Source organism: Microcoleus sp. bin38.metabat.b11b12b14.051, assembly GCF_013299165.1.
In the GTDB taxonomy this organism is placed as follows: domain Bacteria; phylum Cyanobacteriota; class Cyanobacteriia; order Cyanobacteriales; family Microcoleaceae; genus Microcoleus.
Genome location: NZ_JAAFKD010000009.1, coordinates 1 through 15,649, shown reverse-complemented (window position 1 = coordinate 15,649; position 15,649 = coordinate 1). Strand labels below are relative to the sequence as shown.

The following is a 15,649-nucleotide window of genomic DNA, read 5'->3' as shown; positions in this document are numbered from 1 at the left end:
AAACCCTCATAAAAAGCCAACCCTCTCACAAAAAAAACAGGTTCGTAGTGAGGACTTTAGTCCTTCTTTTGTGCTGAAAACTAAAACCCGATCGCAAACACCTATTAAATACAAAATAAAATCGCATGAATGTAATCTGGCTGCTGTTAAAAGCTTCGTGGTTAAATGTTTCCATCGCCATCCTCACAGGCTTAATTAGTGGCGGTTGTAGCGCCCAATTAATTGCTCTGATCAACCGCGCCATCAGCGATAATGCCAATCAGAATTTAGTCTGGTACTTTGCCGGATTAGCAGTTTTAGCCCTCGTCACCGGCGTTATTTCCCAATTTTTGTTAATCTACCTTTCCCAAGAAGCTGTTTACAATCTGCGGCTGAGTTTAAGCCGAGGGATTTTGTCTTCTCCTTTGCGACACTTAGAAGAATTGGGCGCTAATCGCTTGATGGCTACTCTCACTGATGATGTGGGAACGCTTTCTAATACTATATTTTTGATTCCTTTTCTTTGCGTTGACATGGCCGTTGTTGTCGGCTGCTTGACTTATTTGAGTACGCTGTCTGGGACGGTTTTTGCAGTTGTATTTGCTTTTTTAGCTTTGACGATTGCTACGGTACAGTTGCTGCTGAACAAAATGCGAAAGTTTTTTGATTTGGCGCGGGAAGAACAAGATGTATTGTTCAAGCATTTTCGCAGCATTACTGAAGGAATTAAGGAATTGAAACTGCATTCGTCGCGCCGCCAAGAGTTTTTTGATGAAGAGTTGCAGGTAAGTGCTGCTGATTCCCGTGATTACAATTTGCAGGCGCTGAATACCGCTGCGGTGGCGACTGGAGTCGGACAGTTGCTATTTTTTATGTTGATTGGTTTGCTGCTGTTTGCTGTACCGAAATTTGTGCCAGTTTCTACTTCTGTTTTGTCGGCTTATATTCTGACAAGTACCTATTTGATGTCTCCGTTTCAGAATATTTTGCAGAGGTTGCCGGCAATTTTTCGAGCCAATACTGCTGTAGAAAAAATTGAGAGAATGGGATTGGCTTTGGCGAGTCAAGCTGAGATAACTGCTGCGGTTAAACCAGTTAAAACTGCTGATTGGCAAACACTTGAGTTGAAGGAGACTACTCACAGCTATCCGGGAGATCAGGAAGACAGCAATTTTATATTGGGCGAAATTAGTTTAAAGTTCCATCGTGGAGAGTTGGTGTTTATTGTGGGTGGAAATGGCAGCGGTAAGTCTACTTTTGCTAAGTTACTTACTGGTTTGTACATTCCTGAATCGGGAGAAATTTTGCTAGATGGACAGCGGATTACTAATGAAAACAGAGAGTGGTACAGGCAACATTTTTCGGCAATTTTTTCGGATTTCTATTTGTTTGAAAGGCTGTTGGGAATGACTAATCATGATTTGGACAAGCAGGCGGCTGAATATTTGCGAGAGTTTCATTTGGATAATAAGGTTGAGGTGAAAGATGGTGTTTTGTCAACTACGGCTTTGTCTCAGGGACAGCGAAAACGGTTGGCTTTGCTGACTGCTTATTTGGAAGATAGGCCGATTTATTTGTTTGATGAGTGGGCTTCGGATCAAGATCCGTTTTTTCGGGATATTTTTTACAAGCAGTTGTTACCGGAGTTGAAGCGGCGCGGTAAAACTGTGTTTGTTATCAGTCATGACGATCGCTATTTCGATTTAGCCGATCGCGCAATTAAACTAGATTACGGTAAAATCGAGTATGACCGACAACATGGATAAGTACCGCATCGTCGAAACTTTGACGGAAAATCAGGTTTCTGATTTGATGGATTTGTACAAAAACGAGTTTTGGTGCGACAAGCGCAGGCGGGAGGATGTGGTGCAAATGCTGGCCGCTACTGATGTTATCATTGGTTTGGTCGATGAGGGCGATCGCTGGAGTTACTCGATCCTGATAGCTTCATCTTCCTCAACCGACAGTTTAAGAAGGATCTGGCAACTGTCAGTGCTCAGGCCTCTAGTAAACTTTTTCTGAGTTACGATCGACCTTGGTGGCAAGAACTTTCTCCGAAGATTGAGAAGGGTCGTTCTGACACTGACTTGCCTGTGCGACAGTGCTATTACGTCGGTACTGAGACTGAAGGGCAAAACAAGGGAATGTCGCTAATGATGGCCAGCTATAATGATGACCGCGCTGCCTCATTCTGGGATGGTTATCTGCAACCCGATCGCTTCGGACTGCACAACCCACCCTATATGGGCCGTCACGGAGGTCAACTCAAACAAAGTCTGTTAGCACCTCACGATATGGTGATGGAGATCCAGCGGCAACTTAAAGAGATGCACAATTGTCAAATCCCTGACCCCTACGCAGCAATTTACCACGATTGGATGGAAGACCCGTTTGGCGGAGCCTGGTACTTTTGGAATCCTCACGTCCGCAGTTGGGATGTTGCGCCGCGCATCCGCCAGCCTTTACCTGGATATAATGTGTTTCTTTGTGGCGATTGCTATTCGGAAAATCAGGGCTGGGTTGGAGGGGCACTGAATACGGCCGAAATGGTTTTGGAAACTACATTTTGCTTGCCTCGACCCCAGTGGGTTAAGGATGAAAATTACTGTTTTGGGCCTTAATTGCAATTTAATCAATTTTATTCTATCAAGTCATTCAGTTGACAGTTGACCTGGGACAGTTGACAGCTTGGCCCGACTTGTGCTGAGCGTAGCCGAAGTAGCGGAGCCGAGGGGATGAGGGCGACCTCTCCCGGTCAGGAAGAGGATTGGAGTAATGAATAGTCTTCTTTTAATTTCTCCCTACAAGGGTTCCGGCTTTAAACCAATTCTTTCTGGTAATTTTAGATCGCAATCGGGCAGCAACTTGATTAACCATTTGTTGCCCGTTACCAAGATTGGGAAAATAGAAGAAATACTGTATAGCTCAATACGGTTCAGTTAAGATTGTCCGAAGAGAGGAACGAAGCAAACTGTGTCTATTTTTCATAGGTTTTTCCTGTTGGAATCTCTTATCCCAAGCCTATTGCTGTATAGAACCCATTTGACATCTTTAAGTTTTTGGGTTGGGTGACGAGAAATATAGAGATAAACCGGTTTCTGAGATTTACGCAAGGGGCGAGAAACCGGGTTTCTACGAGTTTTTGGGTTGGGTGACGAGAAATATAGAGAGAAACCCGGTTTCTGAGATTTACGCAAAATAGATATCAAATGGGTTCTATAGCTAAAAAACCCGGTTTCTGGTAGAAACCGGGTTTTTAAATTAGCTCAAAATTTCGTGTAAATTTTCGCCAAATCAGTCGCGATCGCTCATCAGTCGCTTACTTCCGCAAAGCGCCCACGCGCTCGGATGGAATTTCAGCTTTCAGAGCAGATTCCAAAGATGGAATTGCTTCTGTTAAGTCATCTGCTGCGGGTTTCGCGATCGCGCTCAATACGATCGCCGGAACTACACCCAGAAGCACAGCTAGGGATGTCGGGAACCAGAAGCGAGAATCCAAGGAAGTGACAGTGATAATTGCTCCGAAAGCAAAGTTTACCAAATAAACAATTAAAGGCAAACCCAATTCCGATCGCTCTAATTTAATCGATCTAGTTCTCCAAAAGAAAGCTGCTACCGACATAAACACAGCCCCCGTACCCATCCAGCCCGCCAAATTGCGGTAAGGCATCCCAAAGAAAGCCCCAAGTTCCTCAAACTCCCAAAAAGGCACAGCAGTTTGACTCATCGCCGGATCTAGTACAAAATCCCAAGCTGTCAATAATAGAGCGCCAAGGGCGATCGCTCCTATTTGGCGCACCCAGTTCAGTTCGCCTTTACCGCCAGCGAGTCCAGCGCGAGCAATTATATATGAAACCAGTCCTAGATAAAACCACGACAGGGGAATTGTAAACGGCACCAGCCCTGCAATTTTGTAGCCCAAACCGCTCAAATAGTGGTAATTGCCAAAGGGAAAACCCGTACTGGTTCCCAACAACTCGCTACTCAAAGATAAAAACACCGAAGGCAGCAAAAATGTCAAAGTTGCACCCAGCCCCAACGTCCGATAGGCATAGAGAGCAACCGCCGCTGCACCAAAAATGATATAAACTACTCCACCCCCAGCCATCCCCCACTGGAACAAAGTTTGTCCGGCGGGCGGTAAATTCATTACCAATTCGGGACGGGGTAAAATCAGCAGCAACCCTGCCAATCCAAAAGCCATTGACAAGACATGGGCTATCAGGCAAAAACGCTCAGCCATCAAAAGTTGCTTCATGGGACTCCTCGAAAAAATATCAGATGCAGAAAGCACTCGTTACAGTTTACAATTTTTTACAAAAAACCAACACGAACTGGGCACTGGCATTTTTTCAAGATTTGTGCACACCTCCGAGAAACCCGGTTTCTGATTGACTGGGACGGGCAAGATGCCCATCGCACAAACATTGTTGTTGTTTTTTGGGGTGGGGACGGGCAAGATGCCCATCGCACAAACATTGTTGTTGTTTTTTGGGTGGGGACGGGCAAGATGTCCATCCCACAAAGCATTGTTGTTGTTTGTTGGGGCTGGGACGGGCAAGATGTCCATCCCACAAAGCATTGTTGTTGTTTGTTGGGGCTGGGACGGGCAAGATGTCCATCCCACAAAGATTGTGTTGTTTGTTGGGGTTGGGACGGGCAAGATGCCCATCCCACAAAGATTGTGTTGTTTGTTGGGGTTGGGACGGGCAAGATGCCCATCCCACAAAGCATTGTTGTTGTTTGTTGGGGCTGGGACGGGCAAGATGCCCATCCCACAAACATTGTGTTTTCTTGTGGAACGGGCATCTTGCCCGTCCGAAAATTTTTTCCGAGGCGATGCAGAGTATTTAGATATCGGTTCCCAGACAACAGACAACTGTCAACTGTCAACTGTCAACTGTCAACTGTCAACTGTCAACTGTCAACTGTCAACTGTCAACTGTCAAATTATTGCCAGTTCCCCACCAGCACGAAAGGCGCCCAAAAATAGGGATTTTGATACTCTCGGTTTTGCAGCAGGGTTAATTGAGCGTTGCGGAGGGCTTCAGCTTTGCTGCTTTTAGCAGAAGCAAGCTGCTTGTAAAACTCAGTCATAAAAATAGCTGTAGATTCGTCGTTGACTTGCCAAAGGGTGGCGGCGGTGCTGCGGGCTCCCGATCGAATTGCCGCACCTGCCAAACCCAAAGCCGCCCGGTTGTCACCCGCAGCCGTCGCACAAGCACTCAACACCAAAAGCTCGATCGGCTGTTGGTTTTCTCCCGTGCGCGATCGCAAAAGCCGATCGAAGTCCTTAACATTCACTTTCCGATCCCAAGTCACAATAAAAGTATCCGCCGCATTCGAGCTAAACTGACCGTGAGTTGCCAAATGGACGATCGGGTATGACAAAGCTTTAATGCGATCGTGCAACTGCCCGCTGACAAACTCTTGATTTAGCAGCCCGCTCGCCGGCATCTGCGCTGCAATTTCCTTCACTTCCCGCATCACCCCCGGCAAAGCCGAGAAGCCTTGACGCGCTTCCGACAGAGCAGCCGTGAGCACTTTTAACTTGACTTGGCTCAACGGCTTCGGCGCCAGCAGTTGCAGCCCCGGCGCCAAAGCAATACTGTATTTTTCTACCAAAAACTTTTCGCCGTCGTGCAGCACCGCCATCGGCAGATTCCGCAAATAACCGTCAAGTACAAATACCAGAGTTTTAATCCCGCTGGCGGTCAAATCCGCCTCTGCTGGGCGAATTAACCAGTCGTAAACCTGTTGGACAGGGGGCAACCTGTCCCTGGGAAAAGCAGCAGGCCTGATGGTATTTTTGGCTTGTCTGAAGGCAGTTTCTAACTCTTCCTGAGTCTTCTTAGTTTTGTAGCGGCGCAGGGGTTTGCCGGGAATTGACAAAATTACCTCCAGACGATCGCTCAAAATAATCGGATAAATCACCGCCGCTTTCGGATCTATTTCCTCGATCGACTTTGGTTTAGCATCAGCACAAGCATCTCGAAAAAAGTTATCCAATTCTGCCAACTGCAAAGATTCCACAGTTTGGCGCGCCTGCTTTAACTTATCTTGACTGGGCGATTCTTCTTGCAAAAGCAGTTCGACTAATTCGCGATACACCGGTTCGGCACTTTCCCGAAACGAAAATTGCACTTCTGGATTGACTGTCACCAAATCGCCCCGCAGAGAAGACAGTACATTTACAGCTTGAGTATATTGAACGATCGCCCCTTGTGTATTTCCCTGAGCTTTCCGAATTCGTCCGAGCTGCCACAATAATTGATAAGCAATATCAGGAGACTGAAACGCCGGTGCTAAACTCAAAGCCTCTACCGTCAGACTTTCAGCCACAGAATGCTGTTGCTTTCGTTCGTAAACCTTGCCCTTAGCTCCTAAAATATAAGCTTGTATGCGGTTGTCGCCCAAGCTGTTTGCTGCGGATGCTGCATCTGAAAGTATTTTTTCAATATCATTTAAACCAGGAGTACCGATGGGGAACCGATCCAATTTCATCAAGCTTTCTGCGAGATTAACTCTAGCGTAAATTCCAGCCCGATTCGATGGCAATTGAGAGATTTGAGGTGCGATCGATCGCCACAAAACTCCTGCTTCCTCGGAATTTTTGCTGTCAGCAAACAAACTCAACTGATTTAACTTCGCCTGCATCCCGATTGTTGATGCCCCCGAGTTGTCTTGGGCCGATCGATCGTAATAATCTAGAGCCGAGCGTTCCAATTCTGTCCGCTGTTGACGGCTTAAACCTGGTTTATTGCTTTTAGCGCGTTGCGTATTGCCCAGATTCAGCTCCATTGCAGCCTGCTCTTGTCTGACTCCCAATTGGACGGCTGCATCAAGTCCTAATAACAGTATCTCTTCGGAGCGATCGAGTTTTCCCAAAACCCGCAGCACCCTGCCTAAAGCATTCATTCCTCGAACATTTTCTAAGGAAATAGACTGATTTTTTAAACGAGCTAAAGCCGCATCTAAAACTTCGCAACTTTTGTTTTCCAGCTTCAATGAACCTAACAATATTTTGCAAGCTCTCGGGTAAAGTCCCAGATTTTCCCAGCCTCGACTTTGATTGATTTGAACTTGAACGAGTTGGTTTTTGTTATCAAGTTTCTCAAAAATTTTAGCAGATTCCGCCCAAATGTCGATCGCCTCTTGAGTCTGACCTCGTTCGAGTTTAATCTGTGCTTGAATGTTGAGAGTTTCCCCCAAAATCCGCTGCTGCTCCGGAGTTGTGGGTTGCGCCCGCACCACCGACAAACTCGAATTCACAGCTTGTGCTGCTGGTTCCCAAAGTGTTAGCTGCCCGTAAGTTGCGGCTAAATTGCTCAACGCTGCGGCGCGATCGAGATTTTGACCTTTCGCCTCAAACTGCGCCACCGCTTGCTGCAACAGCCCTACAGCTTCGGAAAAACGTTCCGAAGCGTAGAGAGTTTTAGCTTGTCTCAAAAGCTGTAATGCAGGCGGTACATTCATCTGAGCCACTGCGGGAAGAATCGCAACCGCTAGTAGACAGGAAATCACAAATAACAAAATTGTTTGTCGGAGCGATCGGGTAAATTTCATTTCATTCTGTTGACAGTTGACAGTTGGCAGTTGGCAGTTGGCAGTTGGCAGTTGACAGTTGGTAGGGGCGGTGCCCCCGTGCCCGCCCTCTCAGTTGGCAGTTGATAATTGGCAGTTAATAATTGACAGTTTTCAGTTGATAGTTGTCAGTCGAAGCAATTCCCCATTACCAATTACTAATTCCCCATTACCAATTACTAAATGAATCTGCATTTATCCGCAGCCAAAAAACATCTCGTCAGCGTGGCGGGCACAGAGAATTCGATCGAGGATTGCGAGAGTCAGCAGCATTACCCGGATTGTACCCAACTAGGCTAACTTCCCCTTTCTCATTCACCACCCAACCGCGCGCCGGAACAACTTCCCGAGCTTGTTTTTCTGCTTCTTCCCTCTTTCTTCTATCCGTTACATCCCGTACATTGCTAGTTGGCGAACTTCTATCCGTGACATCCGTTACATCCGCTACAGAATCCGTTGCCGAACCTTCGGCTTCCACCCACGGAAACGGCGTTTCTGCGCTGCTGAGGGCATCGCTAGGACTCGGTGGCACTCCTCCTTTGCCAGTAACATTAAACTCGTTTGCAGCCCCTTCGATGCAGGGATTTGCCGCAATTAAAGCAGCCGGATTCACCAGATTTTGCGGCAGTTCCACTAAACCTTGAGCGGGATTCACCCCTGAAGAACTAAATGTTACCGTCCCTTGCAAAGCCGGCGCACCAGTTTGTGAAATCGCCGCAATATCGCTGGTAGGAAGTAGAGAAGTAGGACTTACTTGCAGCGCTGCAAATTGAGCATCTGTTAATCCCAAACGAGCTCGAACTTGTTCGCGATCCACCGCCGTAAAGCCGAAAATATTGGGGACATTAATATTAACTCGGCCACCGGCAGCCGATCGCGCATTCGCAGTAATATCGCTATTTTCTCGCGGCAAACCCACTAGAATGTCGCTATTAATATTGATGTTGCCACCTTCAGAAGTACCCGCATCGGTTGTAATTTGACTCCCGCGTCGCAATTGGATGTCTTGTGCTTGCAGGTTAATATTTGCTCCGACACCGGAGGCACTTCTGCCATCAATCCTCGCTTTGTTGTCCAGGGCGATCGAATTTGCCACCACATTAATATTACCAGCGCGCCCGGTTCCCAAAGCCTGCACCGTCACCTTGCCTCCATCCCGGACAATCAATCTACCGACATTGAGATTTACCGAACCTGCATTCGCTGTAGCATTGGGATTCTCAGCCGTCACGTTGCCAACGGAAGCATCAATAGAACTGTTAAAACGAGGATTGCCCAAAGTACCATTTACTTCAATGCGATCGGCATTAATCGTAATATCCCCCACGTTCCCTTTACCCGAAGAATTAGAAGCAATGAAGCCCCCATCCCGCAGAGTCAGGTTGGGCGTGTCAATGCGGATATCCCCAGCGCGGCTAGAACTAACCGTGCCCGAAGAAAAAGCACTAGCAACTCGATCCCCGGTGCTCAAAACTTCAGAAATACCTACAATTTCTACTGATTCACTAGCCCTAACTGTTAAGTTTCCTCCGGGCCCCCCATTCGTAGAGAAGACAACCCCGCCAACTGAGACACCGCTACCCAAGGTAAACGCCGAGCCCCCAGAAAGACTCAGCCGTTTTGTATCAATAGTGATATCTCCCGCCTTTCCCGTAGAGCCGATGCTAAGCGTGCTGATGCCACTGGCGACAGCAGTTCTAGAAATGGTGTTTGACAATTCTACCGATTCAGCAGCTTTAATAGTTATATTTCCCGATCGAGCATCGCTGTAGCTAGTGCTGCCAATAATAGAACCATCCCGCAGGTTCAATCTTTGGACATCAATGGTAATATTTCCTACAGCACCGGTACTTCCTTTTGTTGTCGCGTTGTTGCTCCCAGAACCCTGCATCTCAAAAGTGTTAGCACGGATGCTTAAATTTCCACCATTTCCAGCACCAAAAGTTATGCCGCCAAATACTACCCCATCCCGCATCAGCAGGCGTCCGGTATCGATGGTAATATTTCCTGCCGCCCCAGCGCCAAGAGTAGTATTCAGCAAGACTAATTGCGGATCTAATGGGTCGATTAGTCCCGATGCCAGATATTTAATTACAAGCTGCTGATAGCCCTGAATTCCCAGCCCGCTCATTTCTACTGAATCAGTCGCGCGCAAGTTGATATCGCCTCCAGCACCATCTCCTATGGTTTGGGTGGAAAATTGCGCGCCGTTTAGAACTCGCAACTGTTGGGCGCGGATGTCAATACCTTTACCATCAATATTTCCCAATGTCAGCGCATAAATTCGCGCGGAGTTAATGGTGACATTTCCACCTTGAATTTCAACCCTGCCACCACCTGTTCCGCTCGTGTTTATGAGGCTTCCTTCAGATATTTGAATACTGCCGAAGTTATCAATGTTATTATAATTTAAACTTAAATTTCCCTGCTGTGGGTTCGATGTCACTGCCAAATTAACTACACCCGGACTGGCAACGCTACCAAGTACAATTTGTCCGCCACTAGCCGTTAAATTTCCGCCCGCAATTTGGATTTCGCCACCTATGAGTGCTAAACTTTGACCGGGGTCTACTGCTAAACCGACTTGCTCTGTAATCGGAATTGGCACGGGAGATGCTGGCAGATTTATTTTTCCTGAAGCCGTGGATTGATTGACAATTGTCCCGGCATTGTCTCTAAATCTTAAACCTACGGGAATATTAACTGTCAGCAGCGGTGATGTTTGCTGGTTGCTGCTGCTGAATTCAAAGCCGTTATTAAACACTACGCCCTCAGCCGTTGTACCGATAAATGAACCCCGCAAATCTAGCCTAGCGTTCGGGCCGAAGACAATTCCTTTGGGATTGATTAAAAATAAATTGGCGTTTCCCTGGACTCCGAGGGTTCCTAATATATTAGAAGAGTTTCCGCCCGTAACGCGGGTAAAAATGTTAGACACGCCGCGGGGATTTTCAAAATAAGCTCCCCGCCCTTCACCGATGTTGAATTGTCCGAAACTGTGAAACAGATTTGAGCCGCGAGTGGCGCCGCCGGTGATTCTATCTGAGGGTAAGTTGTTGATTGTATCGGGAACAATCCGCGAACTTTCGGCGCCCAAGCTGCCGTCGGGGACGATTTGGGCGATCGCACTTCCGGGAAACAAGCACAAGTACAAACTTAAAAAAAACAGGTAACTCGCTCCAGAGATATAGTATTTAGAGCCTTTCTCTGAGAGATGAGGTACTATCCGGCATAGGACATAGGGCATAGGGCATAGGGCATAGGGCATAGGGCATAGGGCTATCCTCACTTTTTTGAGAACCGCTAAGTCTGGGTCTTTTAGTTGATTAATTTTGAAGATTTTCCACAAGGAGAGATATTGGAAAACCATAATTCAATACGGTTCACTTAAGAGATGACAACAGGAAAAACCTCTGAAAAATAATCTCTCTTGTTTGCTTCGTTCCTCTCTTCGGACAATCTTAAGTAAACCGTATTGAACCATAATTAACCTTTAATTAGCTGACATTCGGCGAGATTTTTTGTTTCTACAAGCTATAGCTTTTATCACAAAGATGAGGCACGCTTATGGTAGTGGGTAATGGCTGAGAAAGCACGAAACCATCTGCGGTACGAGCCCAGCTTTTTATTGATTGCCTTTTTCTTTCATTACCGATTACCTATTACTTAAGCTGTCGCGCATTTAAATTGCATATTCAGGGCGGGCGGGACGCCCACCCCACAAGATTTTGATGGTTTTTTGATATACAATTTAAATGCCGCAACAGCTTATTACCCATTACCCTAAACGTACCTCACCTTTCTGAGAACTGCTATATTTTCAACTCATCGCGGTTGACAAGCAGACACAGGAGGCCGCGTGCGCTGTGGAAATTGACCCGCAACTTCCGAAGCTACAAGGGTAACTTCTCCTTTCTCATTCACTACCCAACCGCGCGCCGGAACCACTTCGCGAGCTTTTTTTTCCGCTTCTGTCTGAATCACTTTCTCCTTTACATCCGGTACAGTGTTCGCTGCCGAATTGCCTGCGGCTTCTACCCACGGAAACGGCGTTTCTGCGGTGCCCAGAGAGTCATTTGGGCTGGGCGGCACTCCCCCCCGACCAGTAACAGTAAACTCGTTGGCGGCTCCTTCAATGCAGGGATTTGCTGCAATTAATGCTGCCGGATTCACCACATTTTGGGGCAATTCTACTAAACCTTGAGCGGGATTCACGCCAGAAGAACTAAATGTTACCGCGCCTTGCAAAGCCGGGCCGGCGTTTTGGGAAATCGCGGCGATGTCGCTGGTAGGAAGCAGGGAAGTTGGGCTGACTTGCAAAGCTGCAAATTGCGCGTCGGTGAGATTCAAGTTGCTTCTGACTTGTTCGCGGCCCACCGCCCTAAAGCCGAAGACATTGGGGACATTGACATTGACGCGGCCGCCGGCTGCTGTGCGGGCGTTGGCGGTGATGTCGCTGTTTTCTTGGGGGAGGGCTAGCAGAATCCCGCTGTTGATGTTGATATTGCCGCCGTCAGAATTGCCCGCATCGGTGGTAATTCGACTCCCGCGACGCAGTTGGATGTCTTGTGCTTGCAGGTTAATATTTGCTCCGGTACCGGATACAGTTGTACCGTCAATCCTGGCTTTGTTGTCGAGGCCGATCGAATTTGCGACCACATTAATATTACCAGCGCGCCCGGTTCCTGTAGCCTGTACTGTGACTGTAGCTCCGTTGGTGACAGTTAGTCGATCGCGCGCAGTCAAATTCAAGGAACCGGCATTTGCTGTAGCATTAGGATTAGTACCGAAAGTCTTGCCAACGGAAGCATCAATTGTACTGACAAACAAACCGTTATTACCGCTACCGCTGACCAAAATGCGATCGGCATTCACAGTAATATTCCCCACATCTCCCTTACCCAAAGAACTTGTAGAAACTATCCCCCCATCCCGCACAGTCAGGCTGGGCGTATCAATCCGAATATCCCCGCCACGACTAGAGCTTAAAGTTCCAGAAGTCAGCGCGCTAGCATTTTGAATTCCGCTGGTTAAAAGTGGAGAAATCCCGGAAACTTCTACTGATTCGCTCGCCCTAACTGTTAAGTTTCCCGCTGGCCCGCCATCCTGAGAAAACAAGAGCCTGCCAATCAATACACCCGTTCCTAAGGTAAACGCAGAACCCTGAGAAAGACTCAACCGCTTCGTATCAATGTTAATATTTCCCGCGCGGCCCGTAGAGCCGATACTCAGCGTGCTAATTCCAGTTGATACAACTGTTCTCGGGCCGTTGTTAGACAACTCGACTGATTCAACAGCTTTCACGTTAATATTCCCCGACGGGCCGCTGCTGTAGCTGGTAGTACCCAGAAGAGAACCGTCGCGCATAATTAATTTGGACACGTCAATAGTAATGCTTCCCCCTGCACCGCTACTGTCTTTTGCCGTGCCGTTGTTGACTCCAGAACTTACCATCTCAAAAGTATTGGCGCGAATGATTAAATTGCCGCCCCTACCGCTGCCAAAAGTAATCCCGCTACCAACTACCCCATTATTGAAGAGCAGGCGTCCGGTGTCGATCGCAATATTCCCCCCCGCACCAGCACCAGCACTACCATTAAACAGCATAAATAGCGGGTCAAATGGGTCTGTCGTTCCCGATACGAGATATTTAATTACAACCTGTTGATAGCCATCAACTCCCACCCCGCTCATTTCTACCGAATCAGCAGCCCGCAAGTTGATATTGCCTCCAGCACCATCTCCTAAAGTAAAAGTAGAAAATTGTGCGCCGTTTTGCACTCGCAACTGTTGGGCGCCGATTTCGATACCTCTACCATCAATATTTCCCAATGTCAGCGCATAAATTCGCGCTGCATTAATGGTGACATTTCCACCTTTAATCTCTACTCTGCCGCCACCGATGCCGCTGGTATTGATAAGTGTTCCATTGGATATTTGAATATTGCCAAAATTCCGAATATTGCCATAATTTAAACTTAAATTTCCTAGTTCCGGCGCTGTAAGTGCCACATTAACTACACCCGGACTGGCAACGCTACCGAGTGCAATTTGTCCGCCGCTAGCCGTTAAATTGCCCCCGGCAATTTGGACATTCCCGCCAATTAGCGCTAAAGTTTGACCGGGGTCTACTGCTAAACCTACTCGCTCTGTAATCGGAATTGGTACGGGAGATGCTGGCAGATTTGTTTTTCCTGAAGCCGTGGATTGATTGACAATTGTACCGGGATTGTCTCTAAATCTTAAACCTACGGGAATATTAACTGTCAGCAGCGGTGATGTTTGCAGGTTGGTGCTGCTGAATTCAAACCCGTTATTAAACACTACGCCCTCAGCCGTTGTACCGATAAATGAACCGCGCAAATCTAACCGAGCGTTGGGGCCGAACACAATTCCTTTGGGATTGATTAAAAATAAATTGGCGTTTCCCTGGACTCCCAAGGTTCCTAAAATATTAGAAGAGTTGCCGCCAGTAACGCGAGTGAAAATATTAGACACGCCGCGGGGATTTTCAAAATAAGCTCCCTCTCCGCTTTTGATGTTGAATTCTCGGAAACTGTGAAAAAGATTGGAGCCGCGAGTGGCGCCGCCGGTGATTCTATCTGAGGGTAAGTTGTTGATTGTATCGGGAACAATTCGCGAACTTTCGCCACCCAAGCTGCTGTCGGGGACGATTTGGGCGCGGGCTGGGAAAGCCAGAAGTAACAAGTAAAAATTAATTAGGAAAAAGTAAGCTTGATGGCTAATTGGCAATTTGTAATTAGTCATGACGATCGCCTTAAGTGAAAATATTTGCTAGAACAGTAGATGTTTGTTATGGTCAGAGTTCGATCGCCCCATCATCGAACGCCCCTCAAATGTTTCTCCACATCCGTGCAGATACAATCTTTCATATCAGCAGTAATATTGGTTCGTAGTGCCGAATGCGAGTCCTCCGCCTGAAAGCGGACTCGCATTCGGCACAGAACAGTTTTGGTGATGCTAATCGATCGCAGGTGATATCACCCGCAGTGTAGCAGAATGCCTGCTCCCAGCGATCGACCAGCATTCGATCGAGATGATGTCAACTTTTATCGCGGCTGACAAACCGAGACAGGATGTTTGGCGCGCTGTGGAAATTCACCCCCAACTTCAGCCGCCACCAGCGTCACATCCCCTCGATTATTCATCACCCACCCGCGAGGCGGAACAACTTCCCCATCCCTCTTTTCCCCGAATTCCCTCGAACTTCTATCTGTTACATCCCTTAAATCCCGTACATTACCCGTTGCATTTCTTCCTTCTATTTCTTCCCTTCTTCCGACTTCCATCGGACTTCTTCCTTCTATTTCCACCCACGGAAACGGCGTTTCTGCGGTGTCCAGAGAGTCCTGAGGAAGAGCTGGCAATCCCCCCCGACCAGTAACAATCAACGCGCTCTCGGCCGCTTCCGTGCAGGGATTTGCCGCAATTAAAGCAGCCGGATTCACCAGATTTTGCGGCAGTTCCACCAAACCTCGACCCGGATTCACCCCAGAATCACTAAAAGTAACAGTACCTTGCAAAGCCGGGCCGACACTTTGAGAAAAGGCGGCAATGTCGCTGCTGTCAAGCAGAGATGTCGGACTTACTTGCAAAGCTGCAAATTGTGCGTCACTCAGTCCCAAATTGCCTCTGACTTGTTCGCGGCTCGCTACTCCAAAGCCCAAGACATTCGGGACGTTGACATTCACGCGGCCGCCCGCAGCGCTGCGAGCGTTGGCGGTGATGTCGCTATTGTCTCGCCCTACCAAAATATCGCTGTTGAGGGCGATATTTCCACCCTCAGAAGTACCTGCATCCGTTGTAATTCTGCTCCCGCGTCGCAACTGGATATCTCGCGCTTGTAGGTTGATATTTGCTCCTGTACCCGATACAGTCGCGCCATCAATGCTGCCTTTGGTGTCGAGAGCGATCGAATTTGCAACAATATTGATATTACCAGATACATTTAACCCGGCAATTCCCGGCAATCCTCGGCAAGCTGTGTATGGCAAAACCTGAAAATCGGTCAGGATTCCGGCTTGGGAGGTATCTCTCAAAGCTTTCAATAAAATATTGAAAGCGC

8 protein-coding genes and 1 pseudogene are annotated in these 15,649 nt (G+C 47.7%); 3 read left to right on the top strand and 6 right to left on the bottom strand.

What is annotated here, in order from left to right:
• The first annotated feature begins 125 nt into the window (after nt 1–125).
• From QZW47_RS11785 to QZW47_RS11775, 3 genes are read left to right on the top strand one after another with little or no spacing between them, the layout of a single operon-like run.
• Entirely contained in the window at nt 126–1,745 is a 1,620-nt protein-coding gene (locus QZW47_RS11785) for a cyclic peptide export ABC transporter (RefSeq protein WP_293127348.1), read from the top strand.
• Nucleotides 1,726–2,001, top strand: coding sequence for a hypothetical protein (locus tag QZW47_RS11780; protein WP_293127346.1), 276 nt, complete (start codon nt 1,726–1,728; stop codon nt 1,999–2,001). Before QZW47_RS11785 ends, QZW47_RS11780 begins: the two co-directional genes overlap by 20 nt.
• Nucleotides 1,902–2,600 (top strand): FAD-dependent oxidoreductase, encoded by a 699-nt coding sequence (locus QZW47_RS11775; protein WP_366930869.1) that lies wholly within the window; start codon nt 1,902–1,904, stop codon nt 2,598–2,600. The genes QZW47_RS11780 and QZW47_RS11775 overlap by 100 nt, the downstream gene beginning before the upstream one ends.
• 698 nt (nt 2,601–3,298) lie before the next feature.
• Here the strand turns inward: QZW47_RS11775 and cruF are convergent.
• The 6 genes and pseudogenes from cruF to QZW47_RS11745 form a co-directional block, all read right to left on the bottom strand.
• On the bottom strand, nt 3,299–4,237 hold the full coding sequence (gene cruF, locus QZW47_RS11770) for a gamma-carotene 1'-hydroxylase CruF (protein WP_293127344.1): 939 nt from the start codon (nt 4,235–4,237) through the stop codon (nt 3,299–3,301).
• Between the two features lie 94 nt (nt 4,238–4,331).
• A complete protein-coding gene (locus QZW47_RS11765; protein WP_293127342.1) occupies nt 4,332–4,760 on the bottom strand; it encodes a hypothetical protein in 429 nt (142 codons plus the stop codon).
• Nucleotides 4,761–4,929: 169 nt separating this feature from the next.
• Entirely contained in the window at nt 4,930–7,545 is a 2,616-nt protein-coding gene (locus QZW47_RS11760) for a CHAT domain-containing protein (RefSeq protein ID WP_293127340.1), read from the bottom strand.
• Between the two features lie 238 nt (nt 7,546–7,783).
• Entirely contained in the window at nt 7,784–10,810 is a 3,027-nt protein-coding gene (locus QZW47_RS11755) for a filamentous hemagglutinin N-terminal domain-containing protein (RefSeq protein WP_293127338.1), read from the bottom strand.
• Nucleotides 10,811–11,388: 578 nt separating this feature from the next.
• The gene (locus tag QZW47_RS11750; protein ID WP_293127336.1) at nt 11,389–14,331 is read right to left on the bottom strand and encodes an S-layer family protein; all 2,943 of its coding nucleotides are present in this window, start codon (nt 14,329–14,331) and stop codon (nt 11,389–11,391) included.
• Nucleotides 14,332–14,633: 302 nt separating this feature from the next.
• A pseudogene (locus QZW47_RS11745) lies at nt 14,634–15,649 on the bottom strand (hypothetical protein); the annotation flags it as partial.